This is a genomic window from Paenibacillus sp. H1-7 (assembly GCF_022354825.1).
Taxonomy (GTDB): domain Bacteria; phylum Bacillota; class Bacilli; order Paenibacillales; family NBRC-103111; genus Paenibacillus_S.
The window spans coordinates 3872078-3891547 of the sequence record NZ_CP031168.1; the positions used below are offsets into that span (position 1 = coordinate 3872078).

The window sequence follows — 19470 nt, forward strand, 5'->3', positions numbered from 1 at the left end:
GACAGCAGAAAAAACGTGGGGAGGATTTCCAAAGTGCTATCAGGGAAATGGAACAAACTGAAGCGGTTGACTAATGTCTGTCTTGCTTCTGCGCTGGCTTTTGGCGGAATGCTTCCGCTAATTCCGGGTCCGACGGCTTATGCGGCGAATGCAAGCGATTTGTTCTTCTCGGAATATGTCGAGGGCTCGAGCAACAATAAGGCGGTTGAAATTTTTAACGGTACCGACCATGAGATTGACTTATCCAATTATACGGTTGAGCTGTATTCCAATGGTGCCTCAACGGCGACCAACACGTTTAACTTTACTGCCGGAACGGCGATAGCCAGTGGAGATGTATTCGTCATAGTTAACAGCTCCTCAGGCGCAGCGCTGAAAGCCAAGAAGAATGCAGAGAGCAGTGTAACGAATTTCAACGGCGACGACACACTCCTTCTCAAGAAGAACGGCGTCGTTATTGATACCATTGGCCAATTAGGCTTTGACCCTGGGACCAAGTGGGCGGATTCAGGGGTTGAGACTGTAGATAAGACATTGGTTCGGAAAAGCTCTGTCGTTACCGGAGATAACCAACCTGAAGATAGTTTTAATCCTTCTTTGGAATGGGTCGCGTTCCCGATAGATACCTTTAGTAACCTTGGCACTCATACTATGGATGGCTTTACAGCTCCAGCGGTAGCCGGCGTAACGGCGAACCCTGCGGCAGGAGCGGGTTCCGGCGGGCACAGAGGTCTCACTTCAGACGGCAACCGTTGGCGCCAGCGTTTATTATAGCATCTATGACGGGAACGGGACCGCGCTTATCCAAAATGTTAAATATTCGACGCCAATCCCCATTACGGTGAGTACAACCATTAAAGCATATGCGCAGAAAAATTCTTTGATCAGTGCGATCAGCGAATTTGCTTATACGATTGCAGCCAAAACGGATATTGCTGCCGTTCGTTCGATGACTGTCGGCTCTAATGCATTATTTGACTGGATCGTCACGTACAAAGAGCTGAGCGGCGGCAAATACAATCTGTATGTCCAGGATTCCGGTGCCGGAATTGTCGTCCGCGTCACTACCACTTCAGCGAACATCGGCGACAAAATCAGCGTATCCGGTAGTCTGGCGGATTACTTCGGTCTTGCCCAAGTGGAAGCTGCCGACAGCGGTGTGCAAGTGGTGCAAATGAATGCCGGTGCGCCTGCTCCGCTCACGATCGACTCCAGAGGCTTCGCCGAGGCAAATGAAGGAAAGCTTGTAAAAGTTCAAAACATTACGTTGGGCACAAGCGCCGGTTTTAGCGAATATGTAGTGGATGATGCTTTCGGCTCCTTAATGATCAAGTCCGATTGGGTTGAACCCGGCAAGCACTATGATCAAATCGTCGGAGTATTAACCTACTCCTTCAACAGCTTCAAGCTGGTTACCCGTTCGTACTCAGATATCGTCGAGTCCAGCTTCTCAGTTACACCAAGCGTACAGCCGGGTATTGTAGCGGCGGGAACTGCCGTATATTTGTCTACCCCTACCACGGGGGCGAAAGTCTATTACACGATCGACGGTACGACGCCGACCGCTTCCAGTACCGAGTTCCAGCAAAGTACACCTATTCTCATCAATGCGGATACCATGGTGAAAGCGATCGTTGTTAACGGCTCGGAAGTGAGCCCTGTACAGACGTTTGATTACGTTATACAAAAAACGTACAGCGGCAAAAAAATCAATGAGATCCAGGGTGCCGCCCATCAATCTCCATGGAAGGGCCACTTGGTAACAGGCGTTCGAGGTGTTGTAACTCATACTGAATCCGTGAACGGCACGAAACGGTTCTATATGCAAGCGACGGAGTCCGATCAAGATCAAGACGCCAGTACATCTGAAGCTATTGTAGTTATTTCTTCTACTAGCGTTGCCGTAGGCGATGATGTATCGGTGGACGGCATGGTATCCGAAATCAAGGAAGATGGTTATGCCGATGCAAAGGATTTGACGACAACGGCGCTCATGAATGCAACGGTGACGAAAGTCGGTACGCAAACCGTTCCGGTGCCGATTGTAATCGGTGTGGACCGGATTCAGCCGTTGAGCATTATTGATAACGATGGCATGCAACTGTTTGATCCGGCGGAAGACGCTCTTGATTTCTATGAGAGCTTGGAGTCGATGCGAGTCCAATTGAATCAACCGACTGTGGTCGGACCGTATGACTACGAAATTCCTGTTGTGGTCGGGGAGCCTTCGAGTGATATGACTCCTAACGGCGGTGTCATTTTGACGGGACAGGATTTGAATCCGGAGCGCATCTTGATCAAGAAGAAGTTGATTGTAAAAACCGGAGACAAATTTAACGGAAATGTTATTGGGGTACTCGGCTATGATTTCAGCAACTATAAAGTGCTGCCGACCGGAACCCTGCCAGAGATTACTAAGAGCAGTATTGCTCAAGAAACGTCTTTTATCGATTTTAAAGAGAACGAGCTGACGATCGCCGGCTTTAACATCGAGAATTTTTGGAATAACCCGGCTCAAACAGCCAAGAAAAACAACATTGCCGAAGCCATTGTCTCGAAGCTGAAAACACCGGATATTATCGGTCTGATTGAAGTTCAAGATAACAACGGCGATGAAGAAACGAACAGCAGCAGCGGCAACAATGGCGTTACCGATGCGAACGAATCGTACGAAGCGTTGATTCAGGCTATCGCTGCCAAAGGCGGACCTGCCTATGCATTCACGGATATCGCTCCGGAAAACAATAAAGACGGAGGCTCTCCGGGAGGCAATATTCGCGTAGGGTACTTGTACAACCCGGCCCGCGTCTCGCTTGTACCGAAAGCAAGCGGGAAAGGCGATGCGACAACGGCTGTCAGTTATGGAGCGGACGGACTATCCTACAATCAAGGCCGTATCGATCCGACCAACTCGGCGTTCGTGAGCTCCCGCAAGCCGTTGGCTGCTGAGTTCGATTTCCAAGGCGAACGTGTCGTTGTCATTAACAACCATTTTAACTCCAAGGGTGGAGACCTGGCTCCTTATGGAGCCGTACAGCCATTGCCCGCCACGCTGGGCAGCGAGGTGCAGCGTCACCAGATTGCAACCGTGGTGAACGGCTTTGTAAAAAGCGTCATGCAGCAAAACCCTAATGCTAACGTGGTCATGCTTGGCGACTTAAACGACTTTCAGTTCTCTAAGACACTCGAGATAGTAAAAGGCAGCGAATTGACCAATATGGTAGACAGCTTGCCGGTAAATGAAAGATACTCGTACGTGTACCAGGGCAACTCGCAAACGCTTGACCACATCCTTGTGAATAAAAGGCTCACAGATTATGCCAAGCTCGATATCGTTCACATGAATGCGGATTTCGATACGGCTCAGGGACGAGTAAGCGACCACGATCCGCTGCTTCTCCAGGTACATCTTGCAAGCAAGCCGGAGCCTACAGAAAACATCAAATTGCAATTGCTTAGCGTTAACGACTTGCACGGCAAAATTAACGACAAGTATTCAGAGAAATCGCTGAACGAAGATTTGGATGGAGACGGCATCATATCGGCAACCACCTTCGTAGGCGGTATGGATTACATGGCGGGAGCCATGAAGCAGCGCGAAGCTGCCAATCCGAACACATTCGTCATTCATGGCGGTGATATGGTTGGAGGAAGCCCGCCGATCTCTGCCTTGTTCCAAGACGAGCCGACCGTAGAAATTATGGAAGCGATGGGCTTCGACGTTGGCGTACCTGGGAACCACGAGTTCGACGAGGGTACCCGGGAAATGCTCCGACTCCTAAACGGTAGAACCCACCCGAAAGGAACGGCGGGGTACGACGGGCAAAACTTCCCGCTGACAGTGGCTAATGTGGTTTACAAAAGCAACGGACAGCATGTGCTGCCGCCTTATATTATTAAGGAAGTCGAAGGCGTAAAAGTCGGTTTTGTCGGCGTTATTACGGAAGAAACACCTTCTATCGTTATTCCTGCCGGCATTCAGGATATCGAGTTTACGAATGCGGCTGACGCGGTTAACGATGCAGTTACAGAACTGAAGCAGCAAGGCGTGAAGTCGATTATCGTGCTGGCTCACGTTCCTGCTGTGGATGCCGGAGACAGTGCAACGGGAGATGCAGCTGAGCTGGCCAAGGCGGTTGACGACGAAGTGGACGTTATTTTCGCAGGTCACAATCATCTGCGCGTTAATGGCGAAGTAGACGGTAAGCTGATCGTTCAAGCTTGGGAGTACAGCAAAGCGTTCGCTGATGTTGATCTGGAGATCAACCGTACAACCGGGGATATCGTATCGAAGAAAGCTGAAGTTGTAAATAATTTACAGTTAAAAGCAGATCCGACTGTAAAAGGCATCATCGAGAAGTACAATACGCTTGCCGCTCCATTTCTGAATCGTGTTATTGGAAATTCCCAGGTTACGATGAGTAAAGACTACCCGGGCATGGGTATTGGGGTCAATGGTGACAAAGCTCTCGGCAACATGATCGCGGATGGAATGAAGGCCGAGATGAATGCTGATTTTGCCCTTATGAACGGAGGCGGTGTCCGTGAGAATCTGGATGCCGGCGAGATCACTTGGGGCGAGCTGTTCAGCATCCAGCCGTTTAACAACGTGCTTGTGAAAGTGGAAGTAACAGGCGCCGACTTGGAGGCGATCCTTAACGCTCAATTGGGCTCGGGCTCGAACTACGGACCTGATTTCCATGTTTCCGGGTTCAAGTACACTTGGTACAGAGATGCTAACAACAACCGTAAGGTGGTAGATATGCTGTTGCCGGACGGATCGAAAGTCGACAAAGCGAAGACGTATACGGTTGTAGTCAACAACTACATGCAGACGTCGACGAACCCGAAAAACATTGAAATCAGCAAGCGCGGCAAAAATCCGGTTACGGGTCCGGAGGATCTTGAAGCAACCGTGAACTTTGTACGCAGCTTTACAACGCCGTTGAACTATGTAGAGGAAGGACGTATTAAAGAAGTAGCGGAGCCGGTTGTTGTTGAATATCGCAACGACAGGGGGGGCAGCTCGGGGGCAGTAGTAACACCGCCGCTTCCGGAGAATCCAGCTGGCTTTACCATAGACCCTGCCGACCTGAAAACCGAAACTACGGAAGATGGAAGAGTCATCACTAAGCTGGCTATCAAAGCGGAGTCTTTGGTTCAGGCACTTAAAGAAGCCGCCGGCAGTGAAGCGGGCAAGAAGCTCGTCATTTCCCTTCTTGACGTTAAGGACGGAGCACAGGTCGACTTCCCTGCCAATGCCATCATCGAGGGAGTGGCAGCATCCCAAGATTTGATCATCGAAATCAAGACGAATGAGCACTCTTACGAATTGCCGATTCGCGTAATTCAAGCCGAAGCGTTGGCTGCTGAGCTTGGAGTCGGAGCCGCCGATGTTACCATCAGCGTTACGATTGAGAAATTGGCGGAAGCAGAAGCGCAAAAAGTGAAGGAAGCCGCTTCGAAGTCTGGCCTGACGCTGCTGGCGGATGCCGTCAGCTTCAAGATTACTGCGGCATCGAACGGAAAAACGATCGAAGTGAATAACTTTGGGACAACTTACGTAACCAACCGTGACAGTCCATGATTCGGCAGGCGGCCAAGCAACAGCTGTCGTATACGACCCGGCGACCGGCCTACTGACCTTCGTTCCTGCTTTGTTTGAACAAGCTGACGGAAAGACGATCGCTGCAATTAAACGCAGCTCGAACAGTATTTATACGGTTGTAAAGCTTGAAAAAGCGTTCGCAGACTTGAAGGGCCACTGGTCCCAAAAGGATGTTGAGCTGCTGGCCTCCAAGCTGGTGGTGAACGGGCAGACTGAAACGCAGTTTGCTCCGGACAGCGATATTACCCGTGCGGAATTTGCAGCGCTTCTCGTGCGCGCACTCGGCTTGAAGGAAGACCGTTCGGCCGCAGCGGCCGTACGTGATTCGGACGGCACAGAATGGTTCTCCGGCGTCTTGGGCGCAGCCGTAAAAGCGGGCTTAATGGCGGGCTTTGAGGACGGCACCTTCCGTCCGAATGCCAAAATTACACGCGAGCAAATGGCTCTGATGATTAGCAGAGCGATGACGGCAGCAGGCAAAGGCGGAGGCATCGAGAAGCTGAATGCGGCCGCCAAATTCGCTGACGGCAGTCAGATCAGCGATTGGGCGATGGACGCTGTCGCAAGAAACGCGGCTGTGGGCATCATCGAGGGCAACTCGATGAACAAGTTCGAGCCTGCGTCATTTGCTACAAGAGCGGAATCGGCTGTAATGCTGAAGCGATTGCTGCAGTATGTGGAGTTCATTAATAAGTAATGGTTGAAGGTTGCCGGTAACAGGGAATGCTCTCTTAGGTTGAAAGGTTCATTATGAACCTTCAGGGAGAGCGGTTCCTGGCCGGCGGCCTTTTTTTACCACAATAGAATTTATAAGATTCCGAGATCATCGGATGTAAAAATTCTATTTGGCGATAAAAACAACCTCTTAACGCGGTCGCTCCTCTGTGAAAGGACGTTGATAGACGTTTTTCTCATTGTAAGGATGAATATAACAAATAGACACCAGAAATAACAAAAATAGACTATTAAGTGAAATCATTGTTCGATATGATGGTCGTATCAAGATGGGAGGGATAACCATGGAGCAATCTCGTTTTCATCCTGGCGATCACACTATACTGCGGCGTGTATGGAAGGACCAAATTTATCGAGTGACTACTACTACGGTCGTAGAGGATACACCTGAGTTAATTGCGCTTTATTGGGGAATAGACTATCCTATCAAATCAACCAGAAATCCTCTCAAAGTATCGTCGGAGCCATTACCGGAGCTTCGGGATGGCACATGGGGGAATTCAGAAGTGCTGATGCTGATCCCTGCGAACGCTGCTTATGCCATTTATGCTTTTAGGGATAGCGCCGCCCATTTCAGCTGGTACATTAATCTTCAAGAGCCCTTGCGCAGAACCAAGGTTGGATTCGATACGACGGACTATTTGCTGGACATCACCCTGGATAAGGAACGATCGGAGTGGAAGTGGAAGGATGAAGCCGATTTTAATAACTCGGTTGCTGCCGGAATCATTTCTCCTGATAAAGCACAGGCCATTCGTTCTGAAGGAGTTCGGGCCCTCCAATGGGTGCAAGAAGGGCCGGCAGCTTTTTTTGATGCTTGGGAGAACTGGCGGCCTACAGCAGATTGGAAGATTCCTAGTATTCCTGCGGGCTGGGACCAATTGCACCAAACCTTGTAAGGAGGTCAAATTACGATCCTCTTCATTTTTTGTGATAGAATAAGACAGAGCAATCATTTACTACCTACAAGAAATGAGGATTTGAAATCATCATGGGCTATTTATTTCTACTAGCAGCAGTCGTTGTATTGGTAATCCTCGTTCTGAAGTATTATCCTCCGTTAGGTGCACAGGCAAAAGGGGACGCTCGGAGTGCGATTGACGGATCCGACAATTATGTGGGAGGCAAGTTCATCTATCCGCTGCCCACTCCGATGGAGATGAGCTTCAAAGAGATGTCGAAGATCATGACTGAAATGATCAAGGGCGGCTCGAACCGGAAACCGTTGAATGGAATACCAATGGACCGTTGGGAGCCTCAGCAGCTTCTGGAATCCAGCAGTCAAGCGCGGCTCGTATGGTTCGGACATTCGGCGTTATTCCTCCAAGTGAATGGCTTGAACCTGCTGCTGGACCCGATGCTGGGCCCGTCTCCGTCACCTGTTCCCATGGTCGGAGGCAAGCGGTATGGCGGGGAGCTTCCGATAAGCATCGACGATTTGCCGCCCATCGACGCGGTAATCTTGTCGCATGATCATTATGATCATCTGGACTATGGGACCATCAAGAAGCTGAAGAATAAAGTACGCAGGTTTTTTGTCCCGCTGGGTGTTGAAGCACATCTCGAGCGGTGGGGAGTAGACAGGGAGCGCATTACTTCTGCCGATTGGTGGGATGAATTTGACTTCGAGGGCTTGAAGCTGGCTTGTACACCGGCACGGCATTTCTCCGGACGCAGTATGACCGATCGATATCAGACACTATGGTGTTCTTGGGTTATCGACAGCGGCGGTACGAAACTGTATTTTAGCGGAGACAGCGGTTATGGTGACCATTTCAAGCAAATCGGGAACAAGTACGGACCGTTCGATGTGACGCTGATGGAGTGCGGGCAGTATGATAAGCGATGGCCATTGATTCATATGATGCCGGAGGAGACGGTTCAAGCGCATAGGGAAATTGGCGGAAAGGTGATGATTCCTATTCATTGGGGAGCGTTCACGCTAGCCCTTCACGACTGGACCGATCCTGTAGAACGAGTGCTTCGTGCAGCCGAACAGCATAATGTGGTTGTAGCAACTCCGCGCATCGGACAAGCGGTCATGCTTGGAACGTCTGAAATTCCTGCTGCGGCGTGGTGGAGACACCATGTTTAGTGATGCGGATAACGCATGGTGAAAAACAGGATTATCGCTTGAAAATCGCAATATTCCATATGAATCGCAAAAACCTGCTCTTTTTTTGAGACAGGTTTTTGTTTTTTTGAACAGCGGCTTAAAAAGAGAAGACATGATGCCATATTTTATAGATCTCAGCACCTGTATATTTTGGGGGTGAATGCTATAATTCGGTCAGCTACATATAGCCGCTATAGTATAGGAGGACTTGTATGCTGACATTGGACGCACTAAAGAAACTCGATCATGCAGTGAGACTTGCCGATTGTACGACCGCCTCTGAGCAAGAGGTGTTCGTTGAGAAAGCATGGGACGACAATGTGGTAAAATCGACGGTAACCAACCGCTCCGGACGGCCGCTCAGAATCAAAGAGGTCGTGCTGTTCTCCGGGGAAACCTCGTATTCTCCGGACACTCCATTCTACGGAGAAGGCTATCAAATGCTGACGCAGTATAGCGGGACGCTCTCTGAGCCATATCATATCGGTGCCTACGGGACGGATTGGGATTTCTTCCGGCTGCCGAGAACAAAGTTTCACGAGAACGTCTGGTCCGTGTACAACCTTCTCTTGCTGTCGCCTGAAAATCAGGGTCACCAGCTGCTGGCATTTACTTCCTGCCACCGGTTTTCCGGTGAAATTCGCTTCCGCGGCTCTTACATCGAAGTTATCATGGACACCGAGGATTTGACGCTGGAGCCCGGTGCATCGTGGGATTTGGAATCATTCGTGTTCTCCTCCGGCCCGGATCATAACGAGCTGCTTCTGGACCTGGCGGGCCACTTGAACCGTAACCATCCACGGAAGCTGTATCCGGAAATTCCGACGGGCTGGTGCTCCTATTATTGTCTGCGGCCGATGACGGCGGAAGGCTTTTATGAAAATGCCCGTGCAATGAAAGAGCGGATTCCCGAGCTGAAGCGGATTCAGATCGACGGCGGCTATGCGGCCTATAACGGAGACTTCTTAATCCCGAGACCGGGTCTCGGAGCGGATGTGAAAACGATCAGCGACGGCATTCGTGCGAACGGGATGGAAGCTGCCGGTTATTTGTCTCCCTTTATCGTTCAGCCTGAATCGAACCTGCGGAAGGAGCATCCGGAGTGGCTGGTGAAGGATGAAGAGGGAAATCCGTATAACGGGATCGGCCAGAAAAAGAAAACCCCGGACAAGCAGTGGTATATGCTCGATACGACGCATCCGGGAGCGGTGAATTATTTGCGGACCGTGGTCCGAACGATGCATGACGAATGGGGCTGGCGCTACTTCAAAATGGACTTCCTGCAATACGGAGCGCTGCCGGGAATCCGTTACGATAAGAACGCTACTCGTATCGAAGCGTTCCGCCGCGGAATCCAGGCCATCGCCGACGAGGTCGGGCACGACAGCTTCTTGCTTGGCTGCAACGCGCCGTTCTGGCCTTTGCTTGGACTTGTCCACGGCAATCGGATTACGAACGATATCGCACGGGACTGGAAACACGTCGGTGGTAACGCAAGGGAGCAGTTCCCGCGTAACTGGCAGAACGATACGTTATGGTACAACGATCCTGATGTTGTCGTGCTTGAGAGAGTGACCTTCAAAACCCGGAATATCAGCGGCGAGCTGGTTGACAAGCCGTCTATCATTACCGACCAGGAGTTTGAATTCCATAAAGCGGTCATTCTGGCTTCCGGCGGCATGATCATCAGCGGCGACTTGATCCCCAAGATGTCGGAGAAGAACATCAACGTCTTGAAAAAGCTGCTGCCTCCGACCGGGAAAGCGGCGTCCTTCGACGACACCGGCTATACGATCGGGAGGATTGATCTGGGAGATAAGCAGGTCGTCTGCGTATTCAACTTTGACGAGGAGCCGAAGGATTTCGAATTTGCGATTCCGGGAAGCCACCGTCTTTACGATTTCTGGACGGACGAGGAGTTCGGAGAGGTGACAGATAAGGTCCATGTGCCGAACCTTGACGGCCATTGCGCGAAGGTGCTGTACTATTTTGTTTAGAGTGAGAAAAGCCACATTGCGTGGCTTTTTTTATTTGCAGCACCGGTTACAGCGCATCAGCCGTCGGAGCCTTTCATAACCGTTTTTGCAACGGTCGGACGCCAATTGATGATTTTGACCAGCTGCTCCTGCATATAGGACGTGGAGTGCTGAAAGCCGCTTTCAACCCAGTAAAAGACTAGCCCGAGCAGGGCATGGATCGAATAGATGGCATGAAGCTCCCGGTCAATCTCATGCTCCGGGTATACGAGCTCTTCTTGCGTAATGTGCTTCAAAGCAATAAACATTTTTTCTCTCAGCTGGGGAAGCACCTCGCTTTTGGCCAATACGGTATAGATGGAAGCATGCTGGTAAAAGTGCTCAAAGATCATGACGGAGCTGGCAGGCAAATCTTGAATGCTAAACATCTCGACCTGCTGATATGGAGCGCGAAACGACTGAAGAAGCTGGTCGATCAGCTCCGCAAAAATATCGTCCAGTAGTGCTTCCTTATTGTCATAGTTGGAATAAAACGTACCGCGATTGTAATCCGCAAGCTCGACAATTTCCGTAATGGAAATAGCGGCTAGAGGCTTTTGTGACATCAGTGTCAGCATGGCTTCTCTCAGAGCTTTTCTGCTGCGTATGATACGTCGGTCGAGTTTATTGTTTGTTTCAGACATTATCATTCATTCCTTTAACAAGTTTAAAAGATTATCGAACAAACGGCGTCGTTTTGTACGGTAACATACAATGGACAATTTTTTGCTGATTGAAACCCCGCTGCTTCTTTTATTATACTTGATGTAACAGATGTTCTTTATTCAACATTTGTTGAATTTTATAAAATAATTTTGTTGTATGCAATCCAGAATGGTATCCCATAATAAGAAAAAATGGAGGAACTTCGCATGAGATTATCAGGAAAAGTTGCTGTCATTACGGGTGCTGCTTCAGGTATGGGGAAAGCAATTGCAGAGCTTTTTGCAGCAGAGGGAGCCCATGTGGTGGTTTCGGATTTGCGGATGGAGACCGCACAACCGGTCGTATCCGGCATTGAAGCTAATGGTGGTAAAGCCATCGCGGTTGCGGCGAACGTAGCTAAAGAAGAAGATGTCCAGCAATTAATCGATAAGACGGTCGAAGCTTTCGGAACCGTAGATATATTGGTCAATAACGCCGGAATTATGGACAACTTTGTTCCTGCGGCAGATTTGACGGACGAGCTGTGGGATAGAGTCATTGCCATTAATACTACCGGTCCTATGAGAACGACACGGAAAGTGCTGCCGATTTTCATCGATAAGAAAAGCGGCGTAATCGTAAACATCGCTTCCGCGGGAGGATTGAACGGTTCGCGTGCAGGCGCTGCGTATACGGCTTCTAAGCATGCGGTAGTTGGTTTTACCAAAAACGTCGGATTCCAATATGCAAACCTGGGTATCCGCTGTAATGCCATCGCGCCGGGAGGCGTCAATACGAATATTAGCACGTCGATCAATGCGCCCAATTCTTTTGGCATGGAAAGAGCGATGGCGGGGATGCAATTGAATCCTCGTGCCGGGGATCCGGAGGAAATAGCCAAGGTTGCGCTGTTCCTGGCTTCGGACGAGGCAAGCTTTGTTAACGGAACCGTAGTAACGGCCGATGCAGGCTGGACAGCATATTAAAATAAATACAGATAGAATGAAACGTCAGTCTAATGGGACTGGCGTTTTTTTGCGTGCACAATGTCTGAGATCACCCAAGTTGTATCAGTACGATGCAGCTGCAAAAGATGATAATTCCAGCGTGGCTGCGCTTGAAATCCCGCGCCGTTGCAGGCTTTTCACCTGGAAAACAAATGGTTTGATCGATACTATTGCCTGTCGCAACGGCGGCGTCTAAGATGTGAGTGTGAAGGCCGCACAAGCACAAGCAAAACCACTTTGTCAGGAGGAAAGCGGATGAAGGAGCAATATGAGGCCCGGCTGCACGTGACGGATAGATTCAGCTTGAAACGATCCTTGGTTTTCCGGGATCTGATCAGAGACCGATGGTTGTATCTCATCTTATTTCCGGGAATCCTCTATTTTATCATTTTTAAGTATGTCCCTATGTGGGGACTGGTAATGGCTTTCCAGGATTACAAGCCGCATTTGGGCTTTGCCGGGAGTCCTTGGGTAGGATTAAAGCATTTCGAGCGTTTTTTCTCCGAGCCGCAATTTTGGATGCTGTTTCGGAACACGATCATTCTTGCGGTTTACAATTTAGTCTTTTTCTTTCCGCTTCCGATCGTGCTCGCATTAATGCTCAATGAAGTACGTAAGGAAGCGTTCAAACGGTTTGCCCAAACGTTGCTATATTTGCCCCATTTCGTTTCCTGGGTGGTGGCGGTTGGGATCTTTTATATTTTATTTACAACCGAAGGCGGGATTGTGAATGAAATGATCGCGAGGCTGGGCATGGAAAAAATTCCGTTCCTGCTGAGCGAGGATTGGTTCCGGACGATGATCATAAGCCAATCGATCTGGAAAGAAGCCGGCTGGGGAACGATCATATTTTTGGCAGCGCTTTCCGGAGTGGATCTCCAGCTCTATGAAGCGTCACGGATGGACGGTGCGGGAAGATGGCGCCAGCTGTGGCATATTACTCTTCCGGCTATACGAAGCACCATTGTCATCTTGTTTATTTTGCGCCTCGGAAGCTTCCTCGACACGGGCTTCGAGCATATATTCCTCATGCTGAACTCGATGAACCGCGAGGTAGGGGAAGTGTTCGACACCTATGTCTACCTGAAGGGCTTGACGCAAGCACAGTACAGCTACAGCGCTGCGGTAGGCATGTTTAAGTCGCTGGTAGGACTGGTGCTAGTACTCGGGGCCAACTGGCTGGCCAAAAAATTCGGTGAAGAAGGCGTATATTAACCAAATTAACCACGGGAGGCGGGACGTTATGCCACAGGAAGACCGCAGCTGGGGCAACCGGCTGTTCCATACCATCAATTATTCGCTGCTGACGCTCATCTCAGTGATCACAATCATTCCATTTATTTACATCGTCATGGTCTCCTTCGCCACACCCGAGGAGGTGGTGAAAGGCGGACTGCTCTTGTTCCCGTCCCAGTTTACGTTGGGTGCATACAAGTATATTTTTTCTACCGATACGATGCTGCGGAGCATACTCATCTCGATCTACGTTACTGCGCTCGGCACGTTCGTTAACCTGATCATGACTTCATTCACGGCTTATCCGTTAGCGCGAACGAATTTACGCGGACGCCGTACCCTCATGCTGATGATTTTGATAACGATGCTGTTCAGCGGCGGCCTGATTCCGACTTATTTCGTCGTCAAAGCGTTCGGCCTGATCAACACGTACTGGTCGTTAATGATTCCGACGGCAATCAGTGCTTTTAACCTGATCGTCCTGAAAAATTTCTTTCAGCAAATTCCAGACGGCTTGGAGGATTCCGCGAAAATCGACGGCTGCAACGATCTGGGGATTTTGTTCCGCATTATCCTGCCTCTCTCGATGCCGGCGATGGCGACATTCGGACTTTTTTACGCCGTAAGCCATTGGAACACCTTTTTCAACGCGGTCATGTACATTAACGACGCCGAGAAATTTCCTGTACAGGTCGTGCTCAGGCAAATCGTCCTGCTGTCTCAGGACCAAATCGGCGATACGACGACACAACAGGATCCGACGGATTACTTGCCGCAAACGATTCGCATGGCATCTATTGTAGTCGCGACGATCCCGATTGTGATGGTGTATCCGTTTTTGCAAAAGCATTTCGCCAAAGGCGTACTGTTAGGTTCGGTAAAAGGATGAGCTAACATGTCCATCTTTTTATATAATGATTATGACAAGCTATCCAGGAGGGGTTTAAGATGACAAAGAGACGCTTTATCGCTATGGCTTGTTCACTCGCAATGACGGCAGGCGCGCTGGCGGGCTGTGCCGAGGACAAAGCACCACAGCAGGGAGAAGCCGGCAAAGCGGATTCGACGCCGCTCAAGGTGACCATTGCTACGCCGCAGATCGGCGAAGCGCCCAAGAAGGACAATGAGATTGAGCTTGCGATCGAGAAATATACGAATGCCCAAATCGATATTCAATGGATTCCGGCGGCCGCTTTTGAGGATAAGAAGAACATCATGATCGCTTCCAGCGAAATGCCCAAAGCATTCAAGCTGACCTATAATGCCACTACGCTTAACGCGATTCAATCCGGATTGTTCTGGGAGATCGGACCGTTATTGAAGGATTACAAAAATTTATCCGCGGTCAACGCTCTTCACTATGATAATATCAAGGTAGACGGCAAGCTGTACGGACTGCCGCTGTATCGGGATATCGGCCGTGCCGGCATCGTTTACCGGAAAGACTGGTTCGATGAGCTGGGACTCAAGCCGCCGGTAACGCTCGACGATTGGTACAACGTTTTGAAAGCGGTCGCAGAAAAGGACCCGGATAAAAACGGCCAGGCCGATACCTACGGCATGTTTTTGGAGAAATCCTACAATGATGCGGCGGCCAGCAGCTCCTTCTTGACACGGCTTGCCGTGTCGCAGGGAGCGCCGAATAAGTGGGGAATCGAGAATGGAAAGCTTATTCCCGAGTTTATGTCCAAGCCTTATTTCGATAGCATGAAGCTGCTTAGGAGGCTGTATCAGGAGAAGCTGATCAATCAGGATTTCTCGGTTGTTCAGGCGGCGGACGCCGACAATAAGTGGAATGCGGGGAAGGTGGGCATCCGGATCAATACCGTTGCTTCCGCAGCCGCCACTTCGTTCGAGAACGTATCCAAGTCCGCGCCGAATGCGGTAGTCGACGTTGTGCAGTATATGGGGGCTTCGGGCAATCGCGTGCCGGCTGAGCCCGGCAATAACGGCTTCTTCGTTTTCCCGAAATCGAGCGTCAAGAACGAAGCGGAATTAAAGCAGCTCCTTGCTTTCTTCGATAAGCTGCTGGAGCCCGAAATGTCGACGCTGTTGACGAGAGGCGTGGAAGGAAAGCATTTTACGAAAACGGACGACGGCAAAGCCCAGTTCAAGGACCTGTCCTTGTTTAACCTCGAAGTGAAGCCTTATCGCGACAGCTTGCCTTCCTTTGAGGTAACAGGAACCGGGCTTCCGCTTAAACTAAACGAGCTGCAGGATAAGGGCTGGAAGGTCGTTGCCGACAATTTGAAAAACACCGTGCCGAATATTGCGTTAACGCTTACCTCCAAGACCTACTCAGAAAAAGGCGGAGAGCTTGACACATTAATCCGCGACGCTCAAACGAAGTATATCATGGGCAAAATCGACGATGCCGGCTGGCAGGCGGAAGTGGATAAGTGGAAGAAGGCCGGCGGCGACAAGGTGATTGAAGAGCTTACGGCAGAGCACGCGAAGCAGAAGAAATAACGCTTTCCTGCAAGACTTGGAGACGAGCGTCGGAGTCGCGCGCAGAGGGGATCAGGCTGCTGAGGTGTATACCCGGCGGCTTTTCCTTACGATGACATAGAAAGTTTTCTGGTATAATGGTTATCGTCGAAGCCTTGCATGTACAGAGAGGAGAGGTTTCCGGTGCCGAAATATTTAGTTCGCTTGTCTTTGTTCACCCTGCTGCTCGGCGCGCTGCCGGTTGCATCCATCGGAGTCATCTCCTACTATATCGCCTCCAAGGATATCGAGAAAAAGGTGAACGAAGGAAATGGGCAAATTTTGCTGCAAAATCAGATGCGCATGGAGCAGGCGCTGAAGAACGTCGAGATGGGAGCCGTACAGTACGTCAACTCCTCGCTTGTAAGCGATTACTTGGACGATGCCCTGACCAATGACGATTTTCAAACGATCGCCAATCTGTCCAAAGGCTTGTACAACCTTCATTCCATCTGGGGGGTGGCGGATGCGCATCTCATCAATATGGAGCATGGATGGATGATCAGCAATCTGGGCTTCACTTCTATGGAGGACTTCACCGATCAGAATGCGCTTAAAGATTATGCACGTCAATCGAAAAATTTATTTTGGCTGGCCGAAGGCTCGGATAGCCGGCCTGACGATACAACGGAGCCAACGGCGAGCCGCGGCATGATCAGGCTTGTCGTCAAGCTGCCGATGGTTGCTTCGACAAGTATTCCCAAAGCGCTGCTTATCATCGATATGTCGCATAATGCGCTGGAAAGCGATTTGGCGCCGAACAATCAATGGGGAAGCCTCTTCGTACTAAACCGTGACGGGGAGCCGTTCCTGACAAGTCCCGGAACAGGGCGGCAGCACGAACGCATTTTGCAGCATATGCCTAAGGGGGATAACGCTGAGGGCTATTTTGAGGAAGAGCAGAAGGCTGTCAATTATCTTGTATCCGCCAACTACGGCTGGTCCTTTGTGTCCGTCGTATCGATCGGTGAAATCACGAAGGAATCGAAAAAAATTGCCATCATTACGGCCAATGTGTGCCTTATTATCATCGTTATTATTGCCGGTACCGCTTTCTACGGTACACGAAGGATGTATAAGCCGATACGCCGGCTGTTCAGCATTATGGAGCAGTTCGGGGGCGAGACGCCAAGCCTGAAGAAGAAGGATGAGTTCGCCTTCATCGAGGATCGCTTTCAAGCCTTGTTCAGCACGCGCAAGCAGATGCAGCAGCAGCTGATAGCTCAGAGAGTGCAGGTAAAGGAGCACTTGCTGCTTAAGCTCTTTATGGGGCAGGTTAGCGAGAGCGAATTTAGATTCAAAATGGAAACATACGGCTTTGCGGAGCGGGGCAAATCTCTGGGAGTGCTTGCTTTGCAGATCGATTCGCTGGAGGGGACCCGCTACTCGGAAAGCGATAAGGAGCTGCTGCTGTTCGCCATCAACAACATCGTCGCAGAGCTGCTTCCCGACGGGTGCATCATTGGCACGTTACTGCTCGACCAGTCGCAGGTATCTCTGCTGACAGCGGATGCGGATGAACCTGCGGAGATGAGCGCTTACTTTTACGAGATGGCGGAGCGGATCAAGCATAAGCTTCACGAGCTACTGCAGCTCAAGGTGAGCATCGGGATCAGCCGCCCGTTCCACCGTTATACGGATGCGATGGATGCCTATTCGGAAGCGCTGGAAGCATTGAAACGCCGCATCAGCCTCGGCCACGAGCTTGTGCTGAGCTATGGGGATATCGAATCGAACCCCGGTACGGCTCAGCCCTCCGCATCATGGGATCATATGGAGGACTATATGATCAATGCGCTCAAGAGCGGCGATTCGGCAGCGGTATATGATTATTATAACAACTACGTGTCTTCCCTTTTGGAGAAGGGAGTCATGTTTAACGATTTTCAAATGCAGATGATTCAGCTGATTACGAAAATATACCGGCTTGTCCATCAGCAAGGGGGAACGCTCGACGGCTTGATCGGTTCGATGTCGGTCGTCAACCGGTTTATGAAGCTGCATACCGTGGAGGAAATTAATTCCTGGTTCAAAACCGTGCTGCTGCCGCCGACGATCGCTTTTTTGCAAGGACGCATCGATACGCAATATATCAATATCGCCCATCAAATGGTCGAGATGATACATGAACAGTACGACCGGGACATTACTTTGGAGTCCTGTGCGCAGCAGCTGAAGTTTCATCCGGTTTATTTAAGCCGGGTGTTCAAGAAGGAGATCGGCGTCACGTTTATCGACTATTTGACCAATCACCGGATGAGCATGGCGAAGCTCTGGCTGAAGGACAGCCAAATGAAAATTACCGAAATCGCCGAACGGCTCAACTACAACAGCTCGACCGGCTTTATCCGAACGTTCCGCAAGGCGGCCGGCATGACGCCGGGTCAATACCGCGAGCTTCATTCGAAAATGAATTGAGAAATCCCGTGAATCGCGGCATGAGTTCATAGTGGGAGGTGTTTCCTGGTGTCATATGAATTAGTAGGCAAATTGAAAAAGCAATACAGGTCGGAATCAACATGGTATTCGCACCGGTGGCATTATATCGAGGGCTGTATATTGAAGGCTTACATGGACAGCTACGAGCATTTCGGAGAGGAAGACGATTATAGATTCGTAAAGACGTTTATCGACGGACTGTACAACTCGGATGGGGAAATAAGTGATATAAAGCCCGACACCTACAATATAGATCAAATACGGATGGCTACGCTGCTGTTTCCGTTGTATGAGCGTGAAAGGGACCCCAAATATAAGCAGGTTCTGGACTTGCTCTACCGCCAACTGGATACTTACCCCAGAACGCAGAGCGGCTCCTTCTGGCACAAGCAAAATTATCCGTACCAGGTTTGGCTGGACGGACTGTACATGGGGCAGCCGTTTTACGTCAATTACTTGAAGACCTTTGCGGAGCACAAAACATACTCCGATTCGTTGCAGCAATTCGCCAACGCACGCCGTTTTATCTATAACGAGCAAAAGCAGTTGTACCACCATGCATTCGACGAAAGCAGGCAGATGTTCTGGTGCGACAAAGTAACCGGCCATTCACCCAATGTATGGGGACGAGCCGTAGGATGGTTCGCCATGGCGCTTGTGGATGTGCTGGAGCTGCTGGAAAGAGAACTGGCGGATACGCAGCCGATGAAGCGAATCTTAGAGGAGCTGGTCGAGAATATGCTTCCTTACCAGCAGCCAGGGGGGATGTGGTTTCAAGTTGTCGATCGGACGGAGCATCCGGACAATTATTTGGAATCGAGCGGCACATTGATGATGGCTTACGCGATGATGAAGGGAGTTCGTTTGGGTTATTTGCCGCAGGAGTATCTCGTCTATGGACGACGAGCCTACGAAGAAACGATATCGACCTATCTAAGGGAAGAAGAGGGCATGGTGCTGCTGGGAGGCATTTGCCGAAGCGCAGGTCTCGGCAAGAAGCCGGAAAACGGGCAAATGAGGGACGGCAGTCTGGAATATTATATTTATCAGGAGCAGGTAGTGGATAATAACGGGCATGGCGTGGCGCCTTTATTAATGTGCCATAATGAAATGAACCTGCTTTCGCGGAAGGGCAATGCCGTAGAATCGTTGTCCAGAGGACAATAGAGTGTCATGTTTGCT

The 19470-nt window shown here is 50.2% G+C and carries 13 protein-coding genes; 12 read left to right on the plus strand and 1 reads right to left on the minus strand.

Annotation, left to right across the window (positions count from 1 at the left end; translation table 11 throughout):
• The first annotated feature begins 33 nt into the window (after window positions 1-33).
• The 6 genes from DVH26_RS17180 to DVH26_RS17205 all read left to right on the plus strand — a co-directional run bounded on the left by DVH26_RS17180 (window position 34) and on the right by DVH26_RS17205 (window position 10456).
• Window positions 34-774 carry a lamin tail domain-containing protein gene (locus DVH26_RS17180; RefSeq protein WP_239634988.1) on the plus strand — a complete coding sequence of 247 codons (741 nt, stop codon included), beginning with the start codon at window positions 34-36 and terminating at the stop codon, window positions 772-774.
• On the plus strand, window positions 698-5587 hold the full coding sequence (locus DVH26_RS17185) for a 5'-nucleotidase C-terminal domain-containing protein (protein ID WP_481857608.1): 4890 nt from the start codon (window positions 698-700) through the stop codon (window positions 5585-5587). Before DVH26_RS17180 ends, DVH26_RS17185 begins: the two co-directional genes overlap by 77 nt.
• Window positions 5574-6305: an S-layer homology domain-containing protein gene (locus tag DVH26_RS17190; RefSeq protein ID WP_239634990.1), complete on the plus strand. Its 732-nt coding sequence runs from the start codon at window positions 5574-5576 to the stop codon at window positions 6303-6305. Before DVH26_RS17185 ends, DVH26_RS17190 begins: the two co-directional genes overlap by 14 nt.
• A gap of 322 nt (window positions 6306-6627) precedes the next feature.
• Complete coding sequence (locus DVH26_RS17195) at window positions 6628-7242, plus strand: ribonuclease FAU-1 family protein (protein WP_239634991.1); 615 nt, start codon at window positions 6628-6630, stop codon at window positions 7240-7242.
• A gap of 92 nt (window positions 7243-7334) precedes the next feature.
• Window positions 7335-8438: an MBL fold metallo-hydrolase gene (locus tag DVH26_RS17200; protein ID WP_239634992.1), complete on the plus strand. Its 1104-nt coding sequence runs from the start codon at window positions 7335-7337 to the stop codon at window positions 8436-8438.
• 233 nt (window positions 8439-8671) lie between these two features.
• Window positions 8672-10456 (plus strand): glycoside hydrolase family 36 protein, encoded by a 1785-nt coding sequence (locus DVH26_RS17205; RefSeq protein WP_239634993.1) that lies wholly within the window; start codon window positions 8672-8674, stop codon window positions 10454-10456.
• Between the two features lie 56 nt (window positions 10457-10512).
• On the opposite strand, the gene DVH26_RS17210 is transcribed toward DVH26_RS17205, so the two are convergent.
• Complete coding sequence (locus tag DVH26_RS17210) at window positions 10513-11118, minus strand: TetR/AcrR family transcriptional regulator (RefSeq protein WP_239634994.1); 606 nt, start codon at window positions 11116-11118, stop codon at window positions 10513-10515.
• Between the two features lie 228 nt (window positions 11119-11346).
• On the opposite strand from DVH26_RS17210, the gene DVH26_RS17215 reads away from it, so the two are divergent.
• The 6 genes from DVH26_RS17215 (at window position 11347) to DVH26_RS17240 (ending at window position 19455) form a co-directional block, all read left to right on the plus strand.
• Complete coding sequence (locus DVH26_RS17215) at window positions 11347-12105, plus strand: SDR family oxidoreductase (RefSeq protein ID WP_239634995.1); 759 nt, start codon at window positions 11347-11349, stop codon at window positions 12103-12105.
• A 276-nt stretch (window positions 12106-12381) separates the two neighbouring features.
• Complete coding sequence (locus DVH26_RS17220; RefSeq protein ID WP_239634996.1) at window positions 12382-13341, plus strand: ABC transporter permease; 960 nt, start codon at window positions 12382-12384, stop codon at window positions 13339-13341.
• A gap of 28 nt (window positions 13342-13369) precedes the next feature.
• Complete coding sequence (locus DVH26_RS17225; protein ID WP_239634997.1) at window positions 13370-14251, plus strand: carbohydrate ABC transporter permease; 882 nt, start codon at window positions 13370-13372, stop codon at window positions 14249-14251.
• 59 nt (window positions 14252-14310) lie between these two features.
• Window positions 14311-15831: an extracellular solute-binding protein gene (locus tag DVH26_RS17230; protein ID WP_239634998.1), complete on the plus strand. Its 1521-nt coding sequence runs from the start codon at window positions 14311-14313 to the stop codon at window positions 15829-15831.
• 162 nt (window positions 15832-15993) lie between these two features.
• Entirely contained in the window at window positions 15994-18267 is a 2274-nt protein-coding gene (locus tag DVH26_RS17235; protein ID WP_239634999.1) for a helix-turn-helix domain-containing protein, read from the plus strand.
• A gap of 48 nt (window positions 18268-18315) precedes the next feature.
• Window positions 18316-19455 (plus strand): glycoside hydrolase family 88/105 protein, encoded by a 1140-nt coding sequence (locus tag DVH26_RS17240; protein ID WP_239635000.1) that lies wholly within the window; start codon window positions 18316-18318, stop codon window positions 19453-19455.
• Window positions 19456-19470 lie beyond the last annotated feature (15 nt).